General features: G+C 73.0%; 20 protein-coding genes and 2 riboswitches. Of the genes, 14 read left to right on the forward strand and 6 right to left on the reverse strand.

Annotation, left to right across the window (positions count from 1 at the left end):
• The first annotated feature begins 29 nt into the window (after nt 1-29).
• From GA0070606_RS01175 to GA0070606_RS01195, 5 genes are all read left to right on the forward strand, one after another.
• The gene (locus GA0070606_RS01175) at nt 30-677 is read left to right on the forward strand and encodes a TetR/AcrR family transcriptional regulator (RefSeq protein WP_245724522.1); all 648 of its coding nucleotides are present in this window, start codon (nt 30-32) and stop codon (nt 675-677) included.
• A 236-nt stretch (nt 678-913) separates the two neighbouring features.
• The gene (locus GA0070606_RS01180) at nt 914-1,741 is read left to right on the forward strand and encodes a DUF72 domain-containing protein (protein WP_218106123.1); all 828 of its coding nucleotides are present in this window, start codon (nt 914-916) and stop codon (nt 1,739-1,741) included.
• Nucleotides 1,742-2,069: 328 nt separating this feature from the next.
• Nucleotides 2,070-2,912 (forward strand): carbohydrate ABC transporter permease, encoded by an 843-nt coding sequence (locus GA0070606_RS01185; RefSeq protein WP_091094646.1) that lies wholly within the window; start codon nt 2,070-2,072, stop codon nt 2,910-2,912.
• Complete coding sequence (locus GA0070606_RS01190) at nt 2,909-3,739, forward strand: carbohydrate ABC transporter permease (protein WP_091094647.1); 831 nt, start codon at nt 2,909-2,911, stop codon at nt 3,737-3,739. Before GA0070606_RS01185 ends, GA0070606_RS01190 begins: the two co-directional genes overlap by 4 nt.
• 20 nt (nt 3,740-3,759) lie before the next feature.
• Nucleotides 3,760-5,169 (forward strand): ABC transporter substrate-binding protein, encoded by a 1,410-nt coding sequence (locus GA0070606_RS01195; RefSeq protein WP_091094648.1) that lies wholly within the window; start codon nt 3,760-3,762, stop codon nt 5,167-5,169.
• Between the two features lie 74 nt (nt 5,170-5,243).
• Here the strand turns inward: GA0070606_RS01195 and GA0070606_RS01200 are convergent, their stop codons facing one another.
• Nucleotides 5,244-6,146: a polysaccharide deacetylase family protein gene (locus GA0070606_RS01200; RefSeq protein ID WP_091094649.1), complete on the reverse strand. Its 903-nt coding sequence runs from the start codon at nt 6,144-6,146 to the stop codon at nt 5,244-5,246.
• Between the two features lie 52 nt (nt 6,147-6,198).
• Here GA0070606_RS01200 and GA0070606_RS01205 point away from each other — a divergent pair, with 52 nt between their 5' ends.
• On the forward strand, nt 6,199-6,564 hold the full coding sequence (locus tag GA0070606_RS01205; RefSeq protein WP_091094650.1) for a MerR family transcriptional regulator: 366 nt from the start codon (nt 6,199-6,201) through the stop codon (nt 6,562-6,564).
• A gap of 70 nt (nt 6,565-6,634) precedes the next feature.
• On the opposite strand, the gene GA0070606_RS01210 is transcribed toward GA0070606_RS01205, so the two are convergent.
• The gene (locus GA0070606_RS01210) at nt 6,635-7,120 is read right to left on the reverse strand and encodes a nucleoside deaminase (RefSeq protein WP_091094651.1); all 486 of its coding nucleotides are present in this window, start codon (nt 7,118-7,120) and stop codon (nt 6,635-6,637) included.
• 328 nt (nt 7,121-7,448) lie between these two features.
• Between GA0070606_RS01210 and GA0070606_RS01215 the strand changes: the two genes are divergently transcribed.
• The 8 genes from GA0070606_RS01215 (at nt 7,449) to GA0070606_RS33645 (ending at nt 15,795) form a co-directional block, all read left to right on the forward strand.
• Nucleotides 7,449-8,156: a GntR family transcriptional regulator gene (locus tag GA0070606_RS01215; protein ID WP_245724523.1), complete on the forward strand. Its 708-nt coding sequence runs from the start codon at nt 7,449-7,451 to the stop codon at nt 8,154-8,156.
• Between the two features lie 140 nt (nt 8,157-8,296).
• Nucleotides 8,297-9,190 (forward strand): dihydrodipicolinate synthase family protein, encoded by an 894-nt coding sequence (locus GA0070606_RS01220; RefSeq protein WP_091094652.1) that lies wholly within the window; start codon nt 8,297-8,299, stop codon nt 9,188-9,190.
• Complete coding sequence (locus GA0070606_RS01225; RefSeq protein WP_091094653.1) at nt 9,190-10,191, forward strand: proline racemase family protein; 1,002 nt, start codon at nt 9,190-9,192, stop codon at nt 10,189-10,191. The genes GA0070606_RS01220 and GA0070606_RS01225 overlap by 1 nt, the downstream gene beginning before the upstream one ends.
• Complete coding sequence (locus GA0070606_RS01230; RefSeq protein WP_245724524.1) at nt 10,188-11,603, forward strand: aldehyde dehydrogenase family protein; 1,416 nt, start codon at nt 10,188-10,190, stop codon at nt 11,601-11,603. Before GA0070606_RS01225 ends, GA0070606_RS01230 begins: the two co-directional genes overlap by 4 nt.
• Nucleotides 11,600-13,015: an aminopeptidase P family protein gene (locus GA0070606_RS01235; protein ID WP_218105921.1), complete on the forward strand. Its 1,416-nt coding sequence runs from the start codon at nt 11,600-11,602 to the stop codon at nt 13,013-13,015. Before GA0070606_RS01230 ends, GA0070606_RS01235 begins: the two co-directional genes overlap by 4 nt.
• The gene (locus GA0070606_RS01240; protein WP_218105923.1) at nt 13,012-14,154 is read left to right on the forward strand and encodes an NAD(P)/FAD-dependent oxidoreductase; all 1,143 of its coding nucleotides are present in this window, start codon (nt 13,012-13,014) and stop codon (nt 14,152-14,154) included. The genes GA0070606_RS01235 and GA0070606_RS01240 overlap by 4 nt, the downstream gene beginning before the upstream one ends.
• Nucleotides 14,141-14,395: a (2Fe-2S)-binding protein gene (locus GA0070606_RS01245; RefSeq protein ID WP_091094655.1), complete on the forward strand. Its 255-nt coding sequence runs from the start codon at nt 14,141-14,143 to the stop codon at nt 14,393-14,395. The genes GA0070606_RS01240 and GA0070606_RS01245 overlap by 14 nt, the downstream gene beginning before the upstream one ends.
• A complete protein-coding gene (locus tag GA0070606_RS33645) occupies nt 14,392-15,795 on the forward strand; it encodes an FAD/NAD(P)-dependent oxidoreductase (RefSeq protein WP_091094656.1) in 1,404 nt (467 codons plus the stop codon). The genes GA0070606_RS01245 and GA0070606_RS33645 overlap by 4 nt, the downstream gene beginning before the upstream one ends.
• Nucleotides 15,796-15,877: 82 nt before the next feature.
• Here the strand turns inward: GA0070606_RS33645 and GA0070606_RS01255 are convergent, their stop codons facing one another.
• From GA0070606_RS01255 to GA0070606_RS01275, 4 genes are all read right to left on the reverse strand, one after another.
• Nucleotides 15,878-17,248, reverse strand: coding sequence for an L-serine ammonia-lyase (locus GA0070606_RS01255; protein WP_091094657.1), 1,371 nt, complete (start codon nt 17,246-17,248; stop codon nt 15,878-15,880).
• A 140-nt stretch (nt 17,249-17,388) separates the two neighbouring features.
• Nucleotides 17,389-18,255 (reverse strand): proline dehydrogenase family protein, encoded by an 867-nt coding sequence (locus tag GA0070606_RS01260; RefSeq protein ID WP_176737185.1) that lies wholly within the window; start codon nt 18,253-18,255, stop codon nt 17,389-17,391.
• Between the two features lie 86 nt (nt 18,256-18,341).
• Entirely contained in the window at nt 18,342-18,731 is a 390-nt protein-coding gene (gcvH, locus tag GA0070606_RS01265; protein WP_091094659.1) for a glycine cleavage system protein GcvH, read from the reverse strand.
• Nucleotides 18,732-19,147: 416 nt separating this feature from the next.
• Nucleotides 19,148-19,241: riboswitch (glycine riboswitch) on the reverse strand.
• A riboswitch (glycine riboswitch) is annotated at nt 19,242-19,328 on the reverse strand.
• A gap of 90 nt (nt 19,329-19,418) precedes the next feature.
• A complete protein-coding gene (locus tag GA0070606_RS01275) occupies nt 19,419-20,375 on the reverse strand; it encodes a LysR family transcriptional regulator (RefSeq protein ID WP_091094661.1) in 957 nt (318 codons plus the stop codon).
• Nucleotides 20,376-20,484 lie beyond the last annotated feature (109 nt).

Here is a 20,484-nt window from a genome sequence, read left to right on the forward strand (position 1 = left end):
CCCGGCGTCAGTCCTGGTACAGTCGACTCGTGGCAGACCCGGTGGGCTTGCGGGAACGCAAGCGGCAGCGCACGCACGACGCCGTGTCCGCCGCGGCGATATCGATGTTCCTGGAGCACGGCTTCGACCAGGTGTCCGTGGCCGAGATCGCGGCGGCCGCCGAAGTCTCCAAGCCCACCCTGTTCCGCTACTTCCGGTCCAAGGAAGACCTGGTCCTGCACCGCATCGCCGATCATCAGGGAGAGGCGGCGAGAGTGGTCCGGCAGCGGCCCGCGCGGCAGAGCCCCCTGACGGCGCTGCACGAGCACTTCCTGGCGGGCCTCGCGCGGCGGGACCCGGTGACCGGGCTCAACGACGACCCCGAAGTCCTCGCCTTCCACAACATGATCTTCTCGACGCCGAGCCTCGCCGCGCGGTTGAACGAGTACACCGTTCGCGACGAGGAGGCGCTGGCCGACGCGTTGCACCAGACCGCGCACATGCCCGACGTGCTCACGGCCCGGCTCGCCGCCGCCCAGATCATCGCGGCGCAACGCATCCTGGCCCGGGAGAACTGGCGCCGGCTGGCCGCCGGGGAGACGGCGGCCGGGTGGCACGACACGGCCCGGGCCGCGGCCGACACCGCCTACCGGCTGCTCGCCACGGGCCTGGGCCCGCTGTCGGCGGGGGCGACGTGACCAGGCACGGCCGCGAGTTCCGCTCCTGCCCCTACGACAAACTCGATCGACCGACCGTCCGCGTCGGCAGGCACCGGCCGGCGCCGTCTCCGCGTCTGCCCTGCCGAGATGTCCCGTCCTCGTCGACGGGGGCGCGCCGACGCGGTCGCCCGACCGGCTACCGTACCCGGGGCCGGTTCCCCGCGCCGGCCGAGAAGGGGTGGGAGGTTCGGATGCGCCTGCACGTGGGGTGCGCGATGTGGACGCACAGGTCGTGGCAGGGGCGCTTCCTGCCGCACCCGTTGCCGGCCCACGAGCGGCTGCGCGCCTACGCCGGCTGGTGCACCGCCGTCGAGGGAAACACCACCTTCTACGCGACCCCGACGCGGGAGACGGTGACGTCGTGGGCGCGGCAGACCGATCCGGCCTTCCGGTTCGTGCTAAAGCTGCCGAAGGTCGTCACGCACGAACGCCGGCTCGCCGGCGCCGACGAGGACCTGCGGGTCTTTCTCGACGCGATCGAGCCCCTCGGTCCGCGAGCCCACGCCCTCTGGGTCCAGTTGCCCGCCTCGTTCGGGCACACCGACGTCCCCGCGCTCGCCCGTTTCCTGCGCGGGCTCCCCACCGACCACCGCTACGCGGTGGAGGTCCGCCATCCGGCGTTCTTCGACGACGCCCGAGCGGCGCGGACGTTGGAGGGCGCGCTCGACGCGGTCGGCGCGGAGTGGGTCCCCTTCGACACCACCGCCTTCTTCCGCACCCCGCCGACCAGCGACGCGGAACGGGACGCGTGGAGCAGGAAGCCGCGTACGCCGCTGCGCAGCCGGGCGCTGACCGACCGGCCGATCGTCCGGTACCTCGGCCGGGACGACCCCGCGCGGACCGTCGAGGGCTGGCAGCCGTGGCTCGACGTGATGGTCGGCTGGCTGCGCGAGGGCCGCTCGCCGACGATGTTCGTGCACACCCCGGACAACGCCGACGCGCCCGACCTCGCCCGCCGGTTCCACGACGAGGTACGGGCGCGCCTGCCCGAGGTCGAGCCGCTGCCCGAGCCGATCCCGGTCGGGCCGTCGACGCTGTTCTGACGGACGCGGGCCGGCCCGGTCAGCGGCACCGACCAGCCCGGGCGTTCGCGGGGCCGGCGCCGCCAGCCGGGCGGCGTGGCCGCCGGTGGCGCCGACCACGGAGGCTCCCGCGACCGTCGCCTGAACAACGCCCGCTGCCGTCGCCGTCCGCCGACGAATCGCCGAGCGAATCATTTCGATCTTTCTATGTTGTTGATATTGTGCGGCGGTGCCTCCCCCTCGCACCGTCAGCGCGCCCCCGGTCCCCTCCCCGGCCGTTGGACCGGCGCGCGCCGTTCCTCGCCGAGGGCAGGGCGCACGCCTCGGCGAAGCCGGTCTCGCGTGGCTGATGCTGCTGCCCTCGGTGGCGATCTTCGCCCTGTTCGTGTTCTGGCCGCTCGGGCGCACCCTCTACCTGTCGGTGCACGGCAACGACATCTTCGGCGCCGCGTCGGAGTACGTCGGCGCGGCGCACTACCGGGACATGCTCTCCGGGGAGTTCGGCAGGGTGCTGGCGACGACCGCGCTGTTCACGCTCTTCTCGGTGGTGCCGGCCGTGCTGGGCGCGCTCTTCGTGGTGCTGCTGCTGGAGGCGCGCATCCGCGGGGTACGCGCGCTGCGGACCGCGTTCGCGCTGCCGTTCGCGTTCTCGGTGGCGACCGCGTCGGTCGTCTTCGCCGTCATCTACAACCCGGCGATCGGGGTGGCGAACGGCCTGCTCGGCTCCGTCGGGATCGACCGGGTCAACTGGCTCACCGATCCGTCGATCGCGCTGCCCGCCGTCTGCGCCGCCACGGTGTGGATGAACTTCGGCTACAACATCCTCGTCCTCTCCGCCGGGGTCTCGGCCATCTCCCCCGAGGTGGTCGAGGCGGCTCGGCTCGACGGCGCGACCGGCTGGCGGCTGGCCTCGCGGATCACCGTTCCGCTGCTCTCCCCGCAGCTGTTCTTCCTCGTCGTGGTGTCCACGATCCACGCGTTGCAGAGCTTCGGGCAGATCCACATCCTGACCAAGGGCGGCCCGGACCAGGCCACGACGACGCTGGTCTACTCGATCTACGAGAAGGCGTTCGCCTTCGGTTCCTCCGACTTCGGCGCGGCCAGCGCGCAGGCGGTCGTGCTGCTGGTCATCATGCTCGGCTGCACGGCCGTCCAGTTCGGCGTCCTCGAACGGCGGGTCCACTACCGATGAAGAAGCTCAGCCTCGGCCAGGTCGCCGTCTACGTCGTGCTCGGCCTGGCCGCGATCCCCGTACTGTTCCCGATCTACTACGGCTTCGTCGGCGCCGTCATGGGCCCCGGCGACCTGGCGACCTACCCGCCCGCGCTGGTACCCAGCGCGCTGCACTGGCAGAACGTCGGCGACGTGTTCCGCTCGGTGCCGCTGGGCCGCTTCTACGTGAACTCCGCCGTCCAGGCCGGGGTCATCACGGTGGCGCAGATCGTCACCAGCATCTTCGCCGCGTACGCCTTCGCGTTCCTCCGCCTGCCCGCGAAGGCGGCGACGTTCGGCCTGTTCCTCGCCACCCTCATGGTGCCGTGGGAAGCCATCATCATCCCCAACTACCTGGCCATCTCCGACTGGGGCCTGACGCGCGGCGGGCTGACCTACCTCGGCCTCGTGCTGCCGTTCCTCGCCTCGGCGTTCGGCACGTTCCTGTTGCGGCAGGCGTTCCTGCAGTTCCCGAGCGAACTGCGCGACGCCGCGGTGATCGACGGGTGCGGCCACTGGCGGCTGCTGTGGCGGGTCATCGTGCCCCTGTCCAGGCCGTCCATCGCGGCGGTCGGGGTCTACGTCTTCCTCTCGGCGTGGAACCAGTACTTCTGGCCGCTGATCCTGATCCGCGACACCGAGTTCCAGACGCTCCAGATCGGCATCTCCCAGCTCAACGACGCCGAGGCGGCTCAGCCGGGTCTCGTCCTCGCCGGCGTCGCGCTCTCCCTGCTCCCCACGCTGGCCGTCGTGATCTTCGGTCAGCGCTACATCGTCCGCGGGCTGACCGCCGGCGCGCTGCGTTGAACCTCGGAGAAGGAGAAGGAATGAGAAGACCTCTGCTCCGCCGCACCACGGCGACGCTCGTCGCCCTCGTGACCGCCGCCGCGCTCACGGCCTGCGGCGACTCCGGGTCCGGCACCGACGGCGGCGGCGACGCGCTCGACGCGCCGGGCGCCGAGGTGCTGGAGAAGGCCAACGGCAAGACCACGATCGAGTTCTGGCACGCGATGAAGGGGGCCAACGCCACCGCCGTCGACCAGCTCGTCGCCGACTTCAACGCCCAGAGCGGCGGCAAGGTCGAGGTCAGGGCGGTCTTTCAGGGAAGCTACGACGAGACGATCGCGAAGTACAAGGCCTCCGTCCAGCAGAAGAGCACCCCGGCCCTGGTCCAGATCTACGACATCGGCAGCCGCTTCATGGTCGACTCCGAGCAGGTCGTGCCGATGCACAGGTTCATCGAGAAGGACGGTTTCAACGCGGCCGACATCGAGCCGAACATCGCCAGCTACTACTCGGTCGACGGCAAGCTGTGGTCGATGCCGTTCAACTCCTCCACGCCGCTGCTGTATCTGAACAAGGAGGCGTTCGAGCGGGCCGGGCTCGACCCGACGAAGCCACCGAAGGACCTCACCGAGCTCGGCGAGCTGGCGAAGAAGCTGACGATCAAGGACGCCAGCGGCAAGACGGTCCAGTACGGCTTCAACGCCGCCATCTACGGGTGGCTGCTGGAGCAGCTGCTCGCCACCGACGGCAAGGAGTACTGCGACAACGGCAACGGGCGCAAGGGCCTGGCCACGAAGGTGCAGTTCGACCAGGAGACGGCCGTACGCGTCGCGCAGTGGTGGACGGACCTGGTCAAGGGCGGCTACGCCACGAACACCGGCCGCAAGACCGACGACGCCCAGGCGGCCTTCAAGGCGGGCACGGTCGCCATGCACCTGGAGTCGACCAGCGTGCTGCGCGGCTACGTCGACGCCGCGAAGGGCAAGTTCACCGTGCTCACCGCCCCGTACCCGAAGGTGAGCAGCTCGTCCACGGGCGGGCCGATCATCGGCGGCGCCTCCCTCTGGATCAACGGTGTCGGCCACAGCGCGGCGGAGAAGCGCGCCGCGTGGGAGTTCGTGAAGTTCGCGTCCACCCCGGTCCAGCAGGCGAAGTGGCACACCAGCACCGGGTACGTGCCGATCAACGCCAAGGCGCTCGACGAGCAGATCGACAAGGACTGGATGGCGAAGTTCCCCCAGTTCCGCACCGCGGTCGACCAGTTGCACGCGCTGCCGCCGTCGGTGGCGTCGGCCGGCTGTCTGCTCGGCGTGATGCCGCAGGCCCGCAAGGCGTCCGAGGACGGCCTCGAGGCGGCGATCGTCGGGAGCAAGCCGGCCGACCAGGCCATGAGGGACGCCGCGGCGAGCGTGCAGGGCGCCATCGACAGCTACAACAAGTCGGTCGGCTGACCGTCGCGCTCCGACGGGGAACGGGGGCCTGCTCCATTCCGAGCCGGCCCCCGTTCCCGCCACCGACCTTGGCGCTACGCGGCAGGCCGACCGGGTGTGACGGTGCGCCGGTAGTGCGCGGCGATCTCGTCGCTGGTCGTCAACCAGATGTCGGGTTGCGCCGCGAGGTACGCCAACGCCTGGTCCAGGTACCTGGCGCGGAACGGCTGACCGATCACGAACGGGTGCAGGGCCAGCGCCATGACGCGACCACTGTCCTGGGAGTCGGCGCGCAGCTGCTCGTACTGGTCTTTCACGATCTGGACGAATTCGGGCCCGGTGACGCCCTTGCCGAACAACAGGAGGTCGTTGAGTTCCACGGAGTACGGGACGCTGATCATGCCCGGCACGTTCAGCGGGTAGGGCTGGTCGTCGTTGGTCCAGTCCAGCAGGTAGCCCAGCCCCAGCTCGGCGAGGAGCGACGGCGTGTGGAACGTCTCGGTCAGCCCGGGCCCCATCCAGCCGCGCGGGCGCCGGCCGGTCGCGGCGGCGATCGTGTCGACGACGTCGGTGAGGAAGCGGCGTTCCTCGTCGAGGGACATCCCGGCCTGCAGGATCGAGTTGGTCCGCCCGTGCGCGAGCCAGGCCCAGTTCCGGCTCAGGCCGGCCTCGATGATCTGGGGATTGTGGTGCGCGACGGCCGAGTTCAGCAGCACGCTCGCCCGGATGCCGTGCCGGTCGAGGCTGTCGATGGTGCGCCAGACGCCGACGCGGGAGCCGTAGTCCCGCCAGCCGTAGTTCAGCGCATCGGGAACCAGGTCGGCGGTTCCCTGCCAGATGCTGGTGGACGGGCGGTCGATCAGGAAGTGCTCGACGTTCAGTCCGATGTAGGCGGCGATTCGGGCGCCACCGGGCCAGTCGATCCGTGGGCGTTCGGTGATCGGGCTGTAGGGGAAGAGCCGGTTCTCGACCGTGTCCGTCAGGGGCGTGTTCGTCATGCCGTCAACGTAAGATCTGACATCGGTGTCAGGTTCAAGTCCGGAGGATGCGATGCGGATCGGCGAACTCGCGCGGCGCACCGGGGTGAGCGAGCGGTCGCTGCGCTACTACGAGAAGCAGGGCCTGTTGACGGCCCACCGCACCCCCGGCGGCCAGCGCGACTTTCCCGAGCAGGCGGTCGACCGGGTCATCCGCATCCAGGAGCTGTTCGCCGCCGGCCTGCACAGCAAGCGGATCGCCCGGCTGCTCCCGTGCATGCGCGACGCCGACGGCCGCCCTTCGGCGATCGCCACGCCGCAGTTGGTCGTCGAGCTGACCGCCGAACGCGACCGCATCGACCGGATGATCACGGAACTCGTCAGCTCCCGCGAGGTGCTCGACGACGTGATCAACACGGCGTCGCAGGGCCACCGGTAGGCGGGCCGGTCACGCCAGGAAAGTCACGGCAACGCTGTTCCTGCCGCTGACGGTGCCGCCCGGCGCGCGATCACCGCGTGCGGGCGAAGCGCTGCCGTTGCAGCGACCTGACCTCGGCCGCCAACTCGTCGACCGGCCCGTCGACGCGGGCACCCGGCACGATCTCGGTGACCGGCAACGCGGCGACGGGAGCGGGTGGCACGCCCCATTCCCGCAGCCAGCCCTGAAGCTGCGCCGACGACGCGGCGTAGACGATACGGCCGAGACCGACCCAGCCGTGCGCCGCCGCGCACATCGGACAGTGCTCGCCGGAGGTGTACACGGTGGCCGCCGCGCGGTCGGCCAGGCTCATGTTCGCCGCGGCCCAGCGGGCGATCTCGAACTCCGGATGCCGGGTCTGGTCGCCGCCCTTCACCCGGTTGCGGTCCTCGAACAGCACGTCACCGGCGCCGTCGACCAGGACCGACCCGAACGGCTCGTCGCCGTCGGCAAGCGCCTCGGCGGCGAACTGGACACAGCGCCTCAGGTGGCGGACGTCGGTCTCCGAGATCGGCACCGCGGCAGCCTAACACCGTCGGTGAGCGCCAGGGGCTGCTCCGCGTGCCGCCGGAAGCCAGGCCGGCACGCCGTCACCCCTGCTCACCGGGCTCGGCCGGTGGCGTCCGTCGGGGTGTACGAGGCAAGCGTGAGCGCCGCACCGGGTAGGCTCCGGGATCGGCGTGCGCTGGCCGGGCGGCGGCGCCCGGCCAGCGTCTGACCCGCTGCGGCGCTCGACGCGCCGGACAGCGGCGCGGGCCGGGTCTGCGGTGGCGCGGGCGTACGGCGACGCGGGACGACGGTCCGAGAGGCGGGGCACCGGCTGACGAGCCGGGGGTGGAGTGGTTGTGACGGCCGACTGGCGGGCGGGCGACGTGCGCCCCACCACGCCCGGACCCGGGCTGGCGGCCCTGCAGAGCCGGCAGAGCCTGCGCGAGGAGGTGGCGCAGGCGCTGCGGGCGGCGATCGTGGCCGGCCAGCTCCGGCCCGGCACGACGTACTCGGCCCCGACCCTGGCGACCCAGTTCGGCGTCTCGCCGACCCCGGTGCGGGAGGCGATCCTCGACCTCGCCAAGGAGGGCCTGGTCACGATCGTCAAGAACAAGGGATTCCGCATCAGGTCCCTCTCGGAGCGGGAACTCGACGAGATCACGGAGATGCGGGAGCTGCTGGAGATTCCGGTGGTCGCCGGGCAGGTCGGCCGGCTCTCCGAGGCGCAGCTGCGGGAGCTGTCCGCCCTGGCGGAGGCGATCGTCACGGCGGCGGGTCGGGGCGACGTCGTGGCCTACATCGAGGCGGACAACGAGTTCCACCTCAGCCTGCTGCGCGCGGGCGGAAACCTGCGGCTGGTGGACACCGTGGCCGACCTGCGCAGCCGCACCCGGCTGTACGGGCTGGACGCGCTGGTCGAGAGCGGGCAACTGGTGGCGTCGGCGAACGAGCACGTCGAGCTCGCGAAGCTGCTCGCAGCGGGTGACCGGGAGGCGGTGGTCGACCTGATGCGGCGCCACCTGCGACACGTCCGGGGCATCTGGGCCGCGCGCCCCGAGCGGTAACGCCGGCCCGGGCGGTCCCGGACCACCGGGTGAGGACGGGGACCCCGGCGTCGTTCCGCCGATCTCACCGGCACCTTCCGCGGTCTTGACGGCGCCACCGTCCCTGCTACGGTGCTATGTAACATATTACTGGAGGTTGCATGGAGACCATGCCGTGGCGGGGCGTCCTGGTGGCGACCGCCCTGCCGTTGCGCCGCACCGACCTGGGCATCGACCACGACGCCTACGCCGCCCACGTCCGGTGGCTCGCCGACAACGGCTGCCACGGTGTCGTCCCCAACGGTTCCCTCGGGGAATACCAGGTGCTCAGCGCCGACGAACGGGCGGCCGTGGTGCGGACGGCGGTGCAGGCGGCACCGCCCGGCTTCGCGGTCGTCCCGGGCGTGTCCGCCTACGGCGCCGACGAGGCTCGGCGCTGGGCGGAGCAGGCCGCCGAGACGGGCTGCCCCGCGGTGATGCTGCTGCCGCCCACGGCCTACCGCGCGGACGACGCCGCGGTGGCGGCCCACTACCGCGAGGTCGCCAGGGCCGGCCTGCCGATCGTCGCCTACAACAATCCGCTCGACACCCGGGTGGACCTCACACCGGCCCTGCTGCGCCGCCTCCACGAGGATGGCCTGATCGTCGCGGTCAAGGAGTTCAGCGGCGACGTCCGCCGCGCGTACACGATCGCGGAACTCGCTCCCGGGCTCGACGTCCTGGCCGGCGCGGACGACGTGGCCCTCGAACTGCTGGTCGCCGGCGCGGTCGGCTGGATCGGCGGCTACCAGAACGCCGTCCCGGCCAGCTGCGTCCGCCTCTATCAGGCCGCGGTCTCCGGGGACCTGGCCGCCGCGACGCCGCTCTACCGCGCCCTGCACCCGCTGTTGCGGTGGGACTCCCGCACCGAGTTCGTCCAGGCGATCAAGCTGTCCATGGACGTGGCCGGCCGGCCCGGTGGCCCCACCCGCCCGCCCCGGCGACCGCTGTCGCCGGCGGACGCCGAGCACGTCCGCACGACCACCGAGCGCCTGATCGCGGCGGGGCACCGCTGATGCGCAGCAACCGCGTCATCCACGTGGTCGACTCGCACACGGAGGGGATGCCCACCCGGGTGGTGACCGGCGGCGTCCCGGTGCTCCCCGGCACCACCATGGCGCAGCGCCGGGAACACCTGATGACCCACCTCGACGACCTGCGGACCTTCCTGATGTACGAGCCCCGGGGCCACGCGGCGATGTCCGGAGCGATCCTGCAGCCGCCGACCCGGCCGGACGCCGACGTCGGCGTGGTCTACATCGAGGTTTCCGGCTGTCTGCCGATGTGCGGGCACGGCACCATCGGCGTGGCCACCGTGTTGGTCGAGACCGGCATGGTGACGGTCACCGAGCCGGTGACCACCGTCCGCCTGGACACCCCGGCCGGGCTGGTGGTGGCGTCGGTCGCGGTGACCGACGGCCGCGCCACCGCAGTCACGATCCGCAGCGTGCCCTCGTTCGTGGTCGAGCTGGACGCCACGGTGGCGATACCCGGGTACGGGCAGGTCCGTTACGACCTCGCCTACGGCGGCAACTTCTACGTCATCGTCGACCTGCCACAGCTGGGACTGCGCCTCGACCGGGCCGACCGGCAACGACTGCTGGACGTCGGCCTGGCGATCATGGCGGCGGTCGACGACCAGGACGCCCCGGTGCATCCGGAGCAGCCGGAGATCTCCGGCTGCCGTCACGTCCACCTGGTCGCCGAGGGGTCGACCGCGCAACTGTCCCGGCACGCCATGGTGATCCATCCGGGCTGGTTCGACCGCTCCCCCTGCGGGACCGGCACCTCCGCGCGGATGGCCCAGCTGCACGCCCGAGGGCTGCTCCCGCTGGGCCGGGACTTCGTCAACGAATCGCTGCTCGGCACCCGGTTCACCGGAAGGCTGGTCGACACCACCACCGTCGCGGGCCGGCCCGCGGTGGTGCCGACCATCACCGGTCGGGCGTGGCTCACCGGCACGGCACAGCACCTCCTCGACCCTGACGACCCCTTCCCGGCGGGATTCCTGTTGTGACTGACCTGATCCAGAGCCGTTCCCCGCAGAACCCCGACGACATCGTCGCGGAGCACGCCCCCGTCCCCGCGGACCGGGTGGCGGACCTGGCCGCCCGGGCCCGCGTGGCGCTGGCCGGATGGCGACGGGAGGGACCCGCCGGCCGCGCCCGCGCCCTGCGGCTGGCCTCGGAGCGGTTGCGCGCCCGCGCCGGCGCGATCGCCGACCTCGTCGTCCGGGAGGTGGGCAAGCCCGTGGCCGAGGCCCGCGCCGAGGTCGCCCGAGCCGCCGCGATCCTCGACTACTACGCGCAGTCCTGTTTCGCCGCCACCGGGCACCTGCTGCCGCCGTCCCTCCCGGCGGACCAGCCCGGCCTGCTGTACACCGAACGACGGCCCCGCGGCGTCGCGGGCCTGGTCACGCCCTGGAACTTCCCGGTGGCGATCCCACTGTGGAAGGCCGCCCCCGCCCTCGCCACCGGCAACGCGGTGCTCCTCAAGCCGTCCCCGGAGGCGCTGGCCTGCGGTGCGGCTGTGCGGGATTTGTTCGACGGGCTGCTTCCCGACGGGCTGCTGCAGGTCGTGCCGGGCGGCGCGGAGACGGGACAGGCCGTGGTCGGGGTGGCCGACGTCGTCTCGTTCACCGGGTCGGCGGCGGTGGGTGCGGAGATCGCCGTCGCCGCCGCCCGCGCCGGCGTGCCGGCGCAGGCGGAGATGGGCGGACAGAACGCCGCCGTGGTGCTGCCCGACGCCGACCTCGCCGCGACCGCCGCGATGCTCGCCGGCGCCGCCATGGGGTACGCCGGTCAGAAGTGCACCGCGACCAGACGGATCATCGTGGTCGGGGACGCCGCCCCGTTCACCGAGGCGCTGGTCGCCGCGGTGGCGGCGCTGCCGTGCGGCGACCCGGCGCGGGCCGACGTCGCCGTCGGCCCGGTCATCACCGCCGCCGCGCGCGACCGGGTCCGCGACGCCGTCGAGGCCGCCCGGTCCGGCGGCGGACGGGTCCTCACGCCCGGCGCGAGCGCGGGTGACGGCTTCTTCGTCGCGCCGGTGCTGCTCGACCGGGTCGACCCGGCCCATCCGGTGGCCCGGGAGGAGACGTTCGGGCCGCTGGCCACCGTCTTCGCCGTGCCGGACCTGGCCGCCGCCGTCGCGCTGGTCGACGACGTGCGGTACGGGTTGGTGACCTCGGTGCACGGTCGTGACGTCGGCCTGCTGCTCGAGGCGGCACGCGGCGTCGACACCGGGCTGATCCGGCTCAACGCCCCGACCACCGGGGTGGACTTCCACGCGCCGTTCGGCGGCGAGAAGGCCTCCAGCCACGGCCCGCGCGAGCAGGGGACCGCGGCGCTGGACTTCTACACCTCGCTGCGAACGGTCACGCTGGCCGCTCCCCCGCCCCCGCCCGCCCAAGCCGAGGAGTCCGTGTGAACCGCGCCGACCTGCACACCGGCAGCCACGACCTGCCGGTCAGCCCCGCCCTGGAGGCGTTCATGCTGTCTGGCTGGGCCGACAGCGAGCAGCACGACCTGCCCGTCGACGACGTCGCCGGCTGGGCCGCGGCCCGCCGGGCCCGGCTGCACGAGCGGTTCACCGGTGAGCGGCTGGTCGTCCCCGCCGGTGGCTACCGGCAGCGGTCCAACGACCAGAACTTCCGCTTCCGGCCGCACTCGGCGTACGTCTGGCTCACCGGCGACCAGTCCTCCGACGGGGTCCTGGTGATCGAGCCCGACGGCGACGCAACCCTCTACCTGCGACCCCGCTCCGACCGGCGCAGCGGAGAGTTCTTCCGGGACCGCGTGTACGGCGAACTGTGGGCCGGCCGACGTCCCACCCTCGGGGAGAGCCGCCGGCGGTTGGCGGTGCCGACCCGGCACGTAGCCGAACTGGCGACGGCCCTGTCCGGGCCGCGCGTGCCGACCCGGGTGCTGCGCGGCGTCGACGGGAGCGTGGACGCACTGCTCGCCGACGCGGCCGGGCCGGGCGACGCGGAGTTCGTTGCCGTGCTGGCCGAACTGCGGCTGGTCAAGGACGCGTGGGAGATCGATCAACTGGAACAGGCCGTGGCGATCACCACCCGCGGGTTCGAGGACGTGGTCCGGGCCCTGCCGACGGCGAAGCGGACCTCCGAACGGTTGCTGGAGGGGGTGTTCTGGCAGCGCGCCCGCCTGGAGGGCAACGACGTCGGCTACCACTCGATCGTGGCCGCCGGCGCGCACGCGGCGACGCTGCACTGGATCGACAACGACGGGCCGGTCCGCGACGGCGACCTGTTGCTGCTCGACGCGGGGGCGGAGACCCGGTCGCTGTACACGGCGGACATCACGCGGGTGCTGCCCGTGTCGGGCCGGTTCAGCCCGTTGCAGCGGGACCTGTACGAGCTGTGCCGACGCGCCAACGACGCCGCCCTGGAGTGCCTGAAGCCCGGTGCCGAGTTCCGGGCCTTCCACCGGGCCGCGATGACGGTCCTGGCGTACGGGCTCGCGGACCTCGGGGTACTGCCCTGCCCGCCGGAGCGGGCCCTGTCGGAGGAGTCCGGTCTGTACCGCCGGTGGACGCTGTGCGGCTCGGGTCACATGCTGGGCCTTGACGTGCACGACTGCGCCGCCGCCCGGGCCGGCAGCTACCTCGACGGACGGCTTGAGGCCGGGCACGTGCTCACGGTCGAGCCGGGCCTGTACTTCCAGCCGGACGACGAGCTGATCCCGGCCGAGTTGCGCGGGCTGGGCCTGCGCATCGAGGAGGACGTCCTGATCACCGAGGACGGGTACCGGCTGCTCTCCGACAACCTGCCGAGGCGCGCGGACGACGTCGAGGCGTGGATGCACCGGATCGCTTCGTGACCGCTGCGGACGTCGTCGTCGTCGGCGCCGGGATGACCGGCGTCGCCTGCGCGTACTACGCGGCCCGGGCCGGGCTGGTGGTGACCGTGGTCGACCGTGGCGGGGTCGCCGCGGGCACCACCGGCGCCGGCGAGGGCAACATCCTGGTCTCCGACAAGCCTCCCGGCCCGGAGCTGGCGCTCGCGCGCCGCTCCGCCGCACTGTGGCGGGAGCTGGGCGACGCCGTGGGCGGGGCGCGGATCGAGCTCGAGCACAAGGGTGGCCTGGTGGTGGCGGCCTCCCCGGCGGAGGACGCCGCGCTGCGGTCGTTCGCCGCCGGCCAGCGCGCCGCCGGTGTCGAGGCGCACGAGGTCGCCGCCGACGAGCTGTGCGACCACGAGCCGCATCTGGCGACCGACCTGGCCGGCGGGGTGCGCTACCCGCAGGACATGCAGGTGCAGCCGATGCTCGCCGCCGCCCATCTGCTGCGCGCGGCCCGGGTGAGGGTGCTGACCGGCACCCGGGTGGTCGGGCTGGACCGGGACACCGCCGGAGCGATCCGGGCCGTACGGACCGACCGGGGGCTGCTGCCCACGAGGGCGGTGGTCAACGCCGCCGGGGTCTGGGCCGGTGAGGTCGCCGCCCTGGCCGGCGTGGACCTGCCGATCCTCCCCCGGCGCGGCTTCGTCCTGGTCACCGAGCCGCTACCCGCGCTCGTCCGGCACAAGGTCTACGCCGCCGACTACGTCGCCAACGTCGGACGCAGCTCCACCGACCTCCAGGTCTCCCCGGTGGTCGAGGGCACCCGGGCCGGCACCGTCCTGATCGGATCCACCCGGGAACGGGTGGGATTCGATCCGGCCTTCTCGCTGCGGGCGCTGCGCGGGCTCGCGGCGGGGGCGGTGCGGCTGTTCCCGTTCCTCAAGTCGGTGTCGGCGATCCGCGCCTACCGGGGCTTCCGGCCGTACAGCCCCGACCACCTGCCGACCATCGGCGCCGACTCCCGGGTGCCGGGTCTGCACCACGCCGCCGGACACGAGGGGGCGGGCATCGGTCTCGCCCCGGCGACCGGTGAGGCCGTCGCGGCGTTGCTGACCGGCGCGCCGCCGCCGCTGGACCTACGACCGTTCGCACCGGAGCGTCACGATGTTCACCTTTGACGGCCGCCCGATCCCCGTCGACGGGGAGCAGACGATCGCCGCCGCCCTGCTCGCCGCAGGCATCCGCTCGTGGCGGCGCACCCGGGTCGAGGGCCGGCCGCGGGGGGCGTTCTGCGGGATAGGCGTGTGCTTCGACTGCCTGGTCCGGGTCAACGGCGTGCCGTCCCGGCGGGCGTGCCTGGTCACCGCCCGGCCCGGGGACGTGGTCGAGCCGCAGGACGAGGGGCGGGAGCGGGCATGACCGGGTACGACGTGGTGGTGGTCGGCGCCGGACCCGCCGGGCTGGCGGCGGCAGCCGGTGCCGCCGACGCCGGCTGCCGGGTGGTCGTGCTGGACGCCGGCCCGCGCCCGGGCGGGCAGTACTGGCGGCACCGGTCCGGCACGGACGGTCGGGGACACCAGGACTGGTCGACTTTCACCGGGCTGCGGGCCCGGCTGCGCCGGATCGAGTACCGCGCGGACGCCGCCGCCTGGTTCGTCGAGGGCCGCACCGGCCCCGCCGGCCCGCGCTTCACCGTGCACACCCGGGCGGGGGTCGTGCACGGTCGGCGGCTCGTCGTCGCCACCGGCGCCCACGACCGGGTCGTGCCGTTCCCCGGCTGGGACCTGCCCGGCGTGGTCACCGCCGGGGGCGCTCAGGCCCTGCTCAAGGGGCAGGGGGTGGTCTTCGCGCGGCGCGTCGTCGTGGCGGGCACCGGCCCGTTCCTGCTGCCGGTCGCGACCGGGCTCGCCGGGGCCGGCGGCACGGTGGTCGGCGTGTACGAGGCCAACGACCCGATCGGGTACGCGCGCCAGGTCCGCCACGTGCTCGGCGCGGCCGGCAAGCTCGCCGAGGCCGGCCGGTACGGGTGGCGGATGCTGCGGCACCGGGTGCCCTATCACCGGCGGAGGATGGTGATCGCGGCGCACGGCGGCGACCACCTGACCGGGGTGACCGTGGCGGCGGTCGATTCGCGCGGCGCCGTCGTGCCGGGCAGCGAGACCGAGGTGGAGTGCGACGGCCTCGCGGTCGGCTTCGGTTTCACCCCTCAGCTGGAGCTGGCGACGGCTCTCGGCTGCGCGACCCGGTTGGACGGCGACGGCAGCCTGGTGCTGGTCGTCGGCCCCGACCAGGCGACCTCCGTGCCGGGGGTGTACGCCGCCGGGGAGGTCACCGGGGTCGGCGGGGCCGAGCTGGCCCTGGTCGAGGGGCAGCTCGCCGGCGACGCCGTCGCCGCGTCCCTGGGCCGTCCGTCGCCCTGGCCCACCAGGCGGCGGAACCGGTTGCTGCGGGCCCGGCGTCGGCTGCGGCGGTTCACCGCGGCGCTGCACGCGGTGCATCCCGTACCGCCCTCCTGGCCGGACCTGTGCGGCGACGACACGCTGGTCTGCCGGTGCGAGGAGGTGCCGATCGGGGCGGTGCGGCGCGCGGTGCGGGAGTTGTCCGCCGGGGACGCCCGGGGCGCGAAGCTGTTGACCCGGGCCGGCATGGGCTGGTGCCAGGGACGGATCTGCGGCTACGCCACCGCCTGCCTGACCGCCCGGGAGGCCGCGCGCCCACCCGGCGTGACGGACCTGTCGGGGTACGCGTCCCGTCCGCTGGCGCAGCCGGTCACGCTCGGCGAACTGGCGGCCGGGGAGCCGGCCGGCGGCGCGGACTGAGCGTGCGACAGGCGGGGCCCCGGACGGGCGTACCGCGCGGGCCCCGACCGTCGCCGCCCGCGCTGACGGTGATCGTGCGCCCTCAGCACTCGATCACGTTGACGGCCAGGCCGCCGCGCGCCGTCTCCTTGTACTTCACCTTCATGTCCGCGCCCGTCTCCCGCATGGTCTTGATGACCTTGTCCAACGACACGTGATGCACCCCGTCACCACGCAACGCCAACCGGGCAGCCGTGATCGCCTTGATGCTAGCCACCGCGTTCCGCTCAATGCACGGGATCTGCACCAGCCCACCAACCGGATCACACGTCAACCCCAGGTTGTGCTCCATCCCGATCTCCGCCGCGTTCTCCACCTGCTCCGGCGTACCACCCAACGCCTCAGCCAACCCCGCCGCCGCCATCGAACACGCCGAACCCACCTCACCCTGACAACCCACCTCCGCACCCGAGATCGACGCGTTCTCCTTGAACAACACCCCGATCGCACCCGCCGCCAACAGAAACCGCACCACCCCCTCCTCCGACGCCCCCGGCACAAACCGCACGTAGTAGTGCAGCACCGCCGGAATGATCCCCGCCGCCCCGTTCGTCGGCGCCGTCACCACCCGCCCACCAGCCGCGTTCTCCTCGTTGACAGCCAGAGCGAACAACGTCACCCAGTCCATCGCCCGCAGCGGATCGGCGGGGTCGGACTCCATCGCCAGGCTGCGCCGCAACTCGGCGGCACGACGGCGGACCTTCAACCCGCCCGGGAGCACCCCGTCCCGCGAACAACCCCGCTCCACGCACTCCCGCATCACCCGCCAGATCTCCAACAGACCCGCCCGCACCTCACCCCCGCTGCGCCAGGACAACTCGTTGGCCAGCATCACGTCGCTGATCGACAACCCGGTCGCCGAGGTGACGCCGAGCAGTTGCGCGCCGGTGAGAAACGGATACCGCACCCGCGTGACATCCGACTTGATCCGGTCGACCCCGGCCGCCGCCTCATCCACCACGAACCCGCCACCGACCGAGTAGTACGTCCGCACCCGCAACTCCACACCCCGCTCGTCGAACGCCACGAACGTCATCCCGTTCGGATGAAACGGCAACGACCGACGCCGATGCAACACCAGATCCCGCTCCGGATCAAAGTCGACCTCGTGCACACCCAACAGCCACAACCGCCGCTCCGCCCGCACCCGCGCCACCCACGCGTCGACCCCATCGGTGTCCACCGTCTCCGGCGCCTCACCCGCCAACCCCAACAACACCGCCCGGTCACTACCGTGCCCACGCCCCGTCGCACCCAACGAACCGAACAACTCCACCTGCACCCGCACCGTGCCCGACAACAACCCGTCAGCCTTCAACCCCGCCACGAACGCACGCGCGGCCCGCATCGGCCCCACCGTGTGCGAACTCGACGGCCCGACACCGACACTGAAAAGATCGAAAACGCTGATCATGATGCCTGCTCCTGTCGCGGTTGCTGGTTGTCGCTGCCGGCGCGTGGGGACGTCTCCCCGCCCTTCCGAGGTGGTCGCGCCCCGGTCCGCCGGGGCGGGAGTCGCCCCTCGGCGTCCGCCCCGCCCCGGGCGGCCCGCGGTCAGTTCGCGGCGCCGGGCGCGAAGGATCGGGCCAGGAGCAGCAGGTTGGCGGGCTTCTCGGCGAGGCGGCGGGTGAAATAGCCGTACCAGTCGTGGCCGTAGGGCAGGTAGACCCGCATCCGGTGCCCCTCCCCCGCGAGCCGGGCCTGCTCGTTGGCGCGGATCCCGTAGAGCATCTGGAACTCGAAGTCGCCCGCGCCGCGGCCGTTGTCGCGAGCGAGGCGGATGGCGCTGTCGACCAGTCGCGGATCGTGGGTGGCGACCATCGGGTAGCCGTCTCCCGCCATGAGGACCCGCAGGCAGTGTTCGAAAGCGTCGTCCACCTGTCGTGATCGGACGTGCGCCACCGAGGCCGGCTCCGCGTAGGCCCCCTTCACCAGCCGGACCCGGCTGCCCGCGTACGCGAGGTCGCGGCAGTCGGAGACCGTGCGGTGCAGGCACGCCTGGAGGGCGACGCCCACCCACGGAAACTCCGCGCGCAGGTCGTGGAGCACGGCAAGCGTCGTGTCGACCGTGCTGTGGTCCTCCATGTCGATCGTCACGGCGCAGCCGGCTGCGGCTGCGGCGGCGCAGATGTCGCGGGTGAGCCGGTACGCGTGGTCGCGCCCGTCGACCGGCAGGGAGCCGCCCAGCGCGGAGAGCTTGACCGACGCCTCCGCGGACGCGGCCAGACCCGCCCTGCCCAACGACGCGAGCAGGGCCCGGTAGGTGTCGCGGACGCCCTCGGCCTGGCTGAGCGTCGTCGTGTCCTCCCCGAGGTGGTCGATCGTGACGTGCATCCCCGCCGCGGTGAGCCGCCGGGCCACGGCGACGACCTCGTCGTTCTCCTCACCCGCGACGAAGCGTCGCACCACCTGCCGGGTCATCGCGGATCCCGCCACGAGCCCGCGCAGACGGTCACTTCCCGCCGCATTCAGCAGCAGCCTGTTCGGCACGGCATGTCCTCTCTCGGTTACGGCGTCGGGGAACGGACGTCGTCGACGAGGGCGCGGTACTCGTCCGCCGTCATCAGCGGCGGCACGTCGGCCAGGCGGACCCGCAGCAGCCAGCCCTTCCCGTACGGGTCGGCGCCGATCAGGCCCGGGTCGGCGAGTACCTCGCGGTTGACGTCGACGACCTCTCCGCCGACCGGCAGGTACAGCTCGGCCACCGACTTCGTGGACTCGACCTCGCCGCAGACGTCGCCGGCCGCCAGGCGGCTGCCGGGCTCGGGCAGTTCCGCGTAGATGACGTCGCCGAGCGCCGCCGCCGCGTAGGCGGTGATCCCCACCGCTGCCGGCTCGATCGACTCGTCGACCCACTCGTGGTTCTCGCTGTACCGAAGGTGCGCCGGTACGTCCATGTCTCGTCTCCTCGGTGAACGGAATCGCGTCAGCGCGGGCGGCGAGCCGGCAGCGGGGCGCGTGCCATCGGCTCGCCGCCGTCTCGGACGGCGGCGAGCCGGCCGGCGGCGGCCCGGGCACGGGTGTGGGGGTGTCGGGGACGCGCGGGTCCGGCGCGGTGGGGACCGCGTGCCCGGGGTCGCTGTCGGTGCCGACGGCCTTCCACCGGTCGCGGCGTCCGCTCAGGGCGGGCGACGCGGTGTTCGGCGGCGGTCTCGCTGTCGTCGCGCGGCGGCATCGGCCAGCCGGCGGTGGCGGTGGACCGGGCTCCGATCGCCCGGTGCACGGTGTGCGGGAGTGGGTGGCGCAGAGTCGTCTGGCCCTGGTGCACGGAGGCGCTCCTCGTCCCGACGCGCGCGGCGTCGTACGGTCGGTTGCCTCCCGCTCTGTCATTGACCTGAGAGCTTCACCGCCGAGGGGCGGTTTGCACCGTGGGTGAGACGATCGGTCGTCTGCTTTCCAGAGTCCACCTCGCCTGTGCGGTAATGGTGCCTGAGAGTTTCTTGGGAGTTTGCTCCTTCGGCGCCCCGTTCCGGGGTCTCTCCCGCACAGGTTCGAACGGTGTCTATGTAGTTGTCGGCTGTCGGGGCAGACAGTAGGCGATCGGCGGAGACGCCGTCAACATCAACCACCGACCGCCCCGGTCGTCACACCACCGGGTGCGCGTGGGGGTGCTCCCGCCACCATCGGGCGAACACCGGGTTGTCGTGGACGTGCTCGAGGTAGGCCCGGGCGAGCGCCCGGAACAGGCCGGCGCTCTGCTCGTGCGTGAAGGCGTCCCGCCGCCAGACCACCGCGAGCCTCGCCACCTGCGGCTCGCCGTCGAGGGGAAGGACCTTCGTGCCGGGGGCCGGCGCCCAGGTCGGGTCGACCAGGCGGACGCCGTCGCCGGCCGCCACCAGCGGGTACGCCGCCCCGCTGGGCGCCTCGTAGCGGATCTTCGGTTCGAAGCCGGCGACGCGGCAGGCGCGACGGAACGAGGCGAGGGTGCCGTCGTCGGGCCCGGGCGGGCACACCCACGACTCCTCGCTGAGGTCGGCCAGCCGGACCGTCTCGCGCTCCGCGTGGCGGTGCGTCGCGGACAACGCGACGAAGATGGGGTACCGGGGCACCATCGTGCGGCTGGCGAGCGCGGCGCCGATAGGCAGGTCGAAGCCCTCCATGTTGCCCACCAGGGCGGCGTCCAGCTGACCGCGGGCGACCGCCTCGACCAGCAGGCGCGACGACGGCTCGATCTGCAGCGCGATCTCCGCGTGCGGGAACCCCTCGGCGAGCCGGGGCACGACACTGCTCAGGCAGGCGACGTGGACGGTGCCGACCCGCAGCAGCCCGGCGGCGCGGTGCTTGTCGGCGAAGTCGTCGACGAGCGCGTCGACCTCCGCCAGCACGACGCGGGCCCGCCTGAGCACCAGCTTGCCGAGTTCGGTCGGCTGGCTGCCGGTGCGACCGCGGACGAACAGCGCGCCTCCCACCACGTCCTCGATGCGGCGCAGCTGGGCCGTCAGTGCCGGCTGGGACAGGCCCAGCTGGGCGGCGGCCCGCGTCACGCTCCCCGCCTCGGCGACGGCACAGATCGCCCGCAGGTGCCGTACATCGATGTCCATGGCGAGGGATTATGCCGGCACCGGGGCGCGCCGCCCGCCGGCGTCGGCCCGGTCCGACGGCGCGGACGCGCCGCCCGGCGCCTGGCCGGGCGACGCGTCCTCTCGGGCA

Origin of the sequence: Micromonospora citrea (genome assembly GCF_900090315.1) — a bacterium.
Classification (GTDB): Bacteria; Actinomycetota; Actinomycetes; order Mycobacteriales; family Micromonosporaceae; genus Micromonospora; species Micromonospora citrea.

Coding starts and splice junctions, on each gene's coding strand:
- GA0070606_RS01180 (WP_218106123.1), top strand. CDS start 914: ATGTGGACGCACAGGTCGTGGCAGGGGCGCTTCCTGCCGCACCCGTTG.
- GA0070606_RS01185 (WP_091094646.1), top strand. CDS start 2,070: ATGCTGCTGCCCTCGGTGGCGATCTTCGCCCTGTTCGTGTTCTGGCCG.
- GA0070606_RS01190 (WP_091094647.1), top strand. CDS start 2,909: ATGAAGAAGCTCAGCCTCGGCCAGGTCGCCGTCTACGTCGTGCTCGGC.
- GA0070606_RS01195 (WP_091094648.1), top strand. CDS start 3,760: ATGAGAAGACCTCTGCTCCGCCGCACCACGGCGACGCTCGTCGCCCTC.
- GA0070606_RS01200 (WP_091094649.1), bottom strand. CDS start 6,146: ATGACGAACACGCCCCTGACGGACACGGTCGAGAACCGGCTCTTCCCC.
- GA0070606_RS01205 (WP_091094650.1), top strand. CDS start 6,199: ATGCGGATCGGCGAACTCGCGCGGCGCACCGGGGTGAGCGAGCGGTCG.
- GA0070606_RS01220 (WP_091094652.1), top strand. CDS start 8,297: ATGGAGACCATGCCGTGGCGGGGCGTCCTGGTGGCGACCGCCCTGCCG.
- GA0070606_RS01225 (WP_091094653.1), top strand. CDS start 9,190: ATGCGCAGCAACCGCGTCATCCACGTGGTCGACTCGCACACGGAGGGG.
- GA0070606_RS01245 (WP_091094655.1), top strand. CDS start 14,141: ATGTTCACCTTTGACGGCCGCCCGATCCCCGTCGACGGGGAGCAGACG.
- GA0070606_RS33645 (WP_091094656.1), top strand. CDS start 14,392: ATGACCGGGTACGACGTGGTGGTGGTCGGCGCCGGACCCGCCGGGCTG.
- GA0070606_RS01255 (WP_091094657.1), bottom strand. CDS start 17,248: ATGATCAGCGTTTTCGATCTTTTCAGTGTCGGTGTCGGGCCGTCGAGT.
- GA0070606_RS01260 (WP_176737185.1), bottom strand. CDS start 18,255: ATGACCCGGCAGGTGGTGCGACGCTTCGTCGCGGGTGAGGAGAACGAC.
- gcvH (WP_091094659.1), bottom strand. CDS start 18,731: ATGGACGTACCGGCGCACCTTCGGTACAGCGAGAACCACGAGTGGGTC.
- GA0070606_RS01275 (WP_091094661.1), bottom strand. CDS start 20,375: ATGGACATCGATGTACGGCACCTGCGGGCGATCTGTGCCGTCGCCGAG.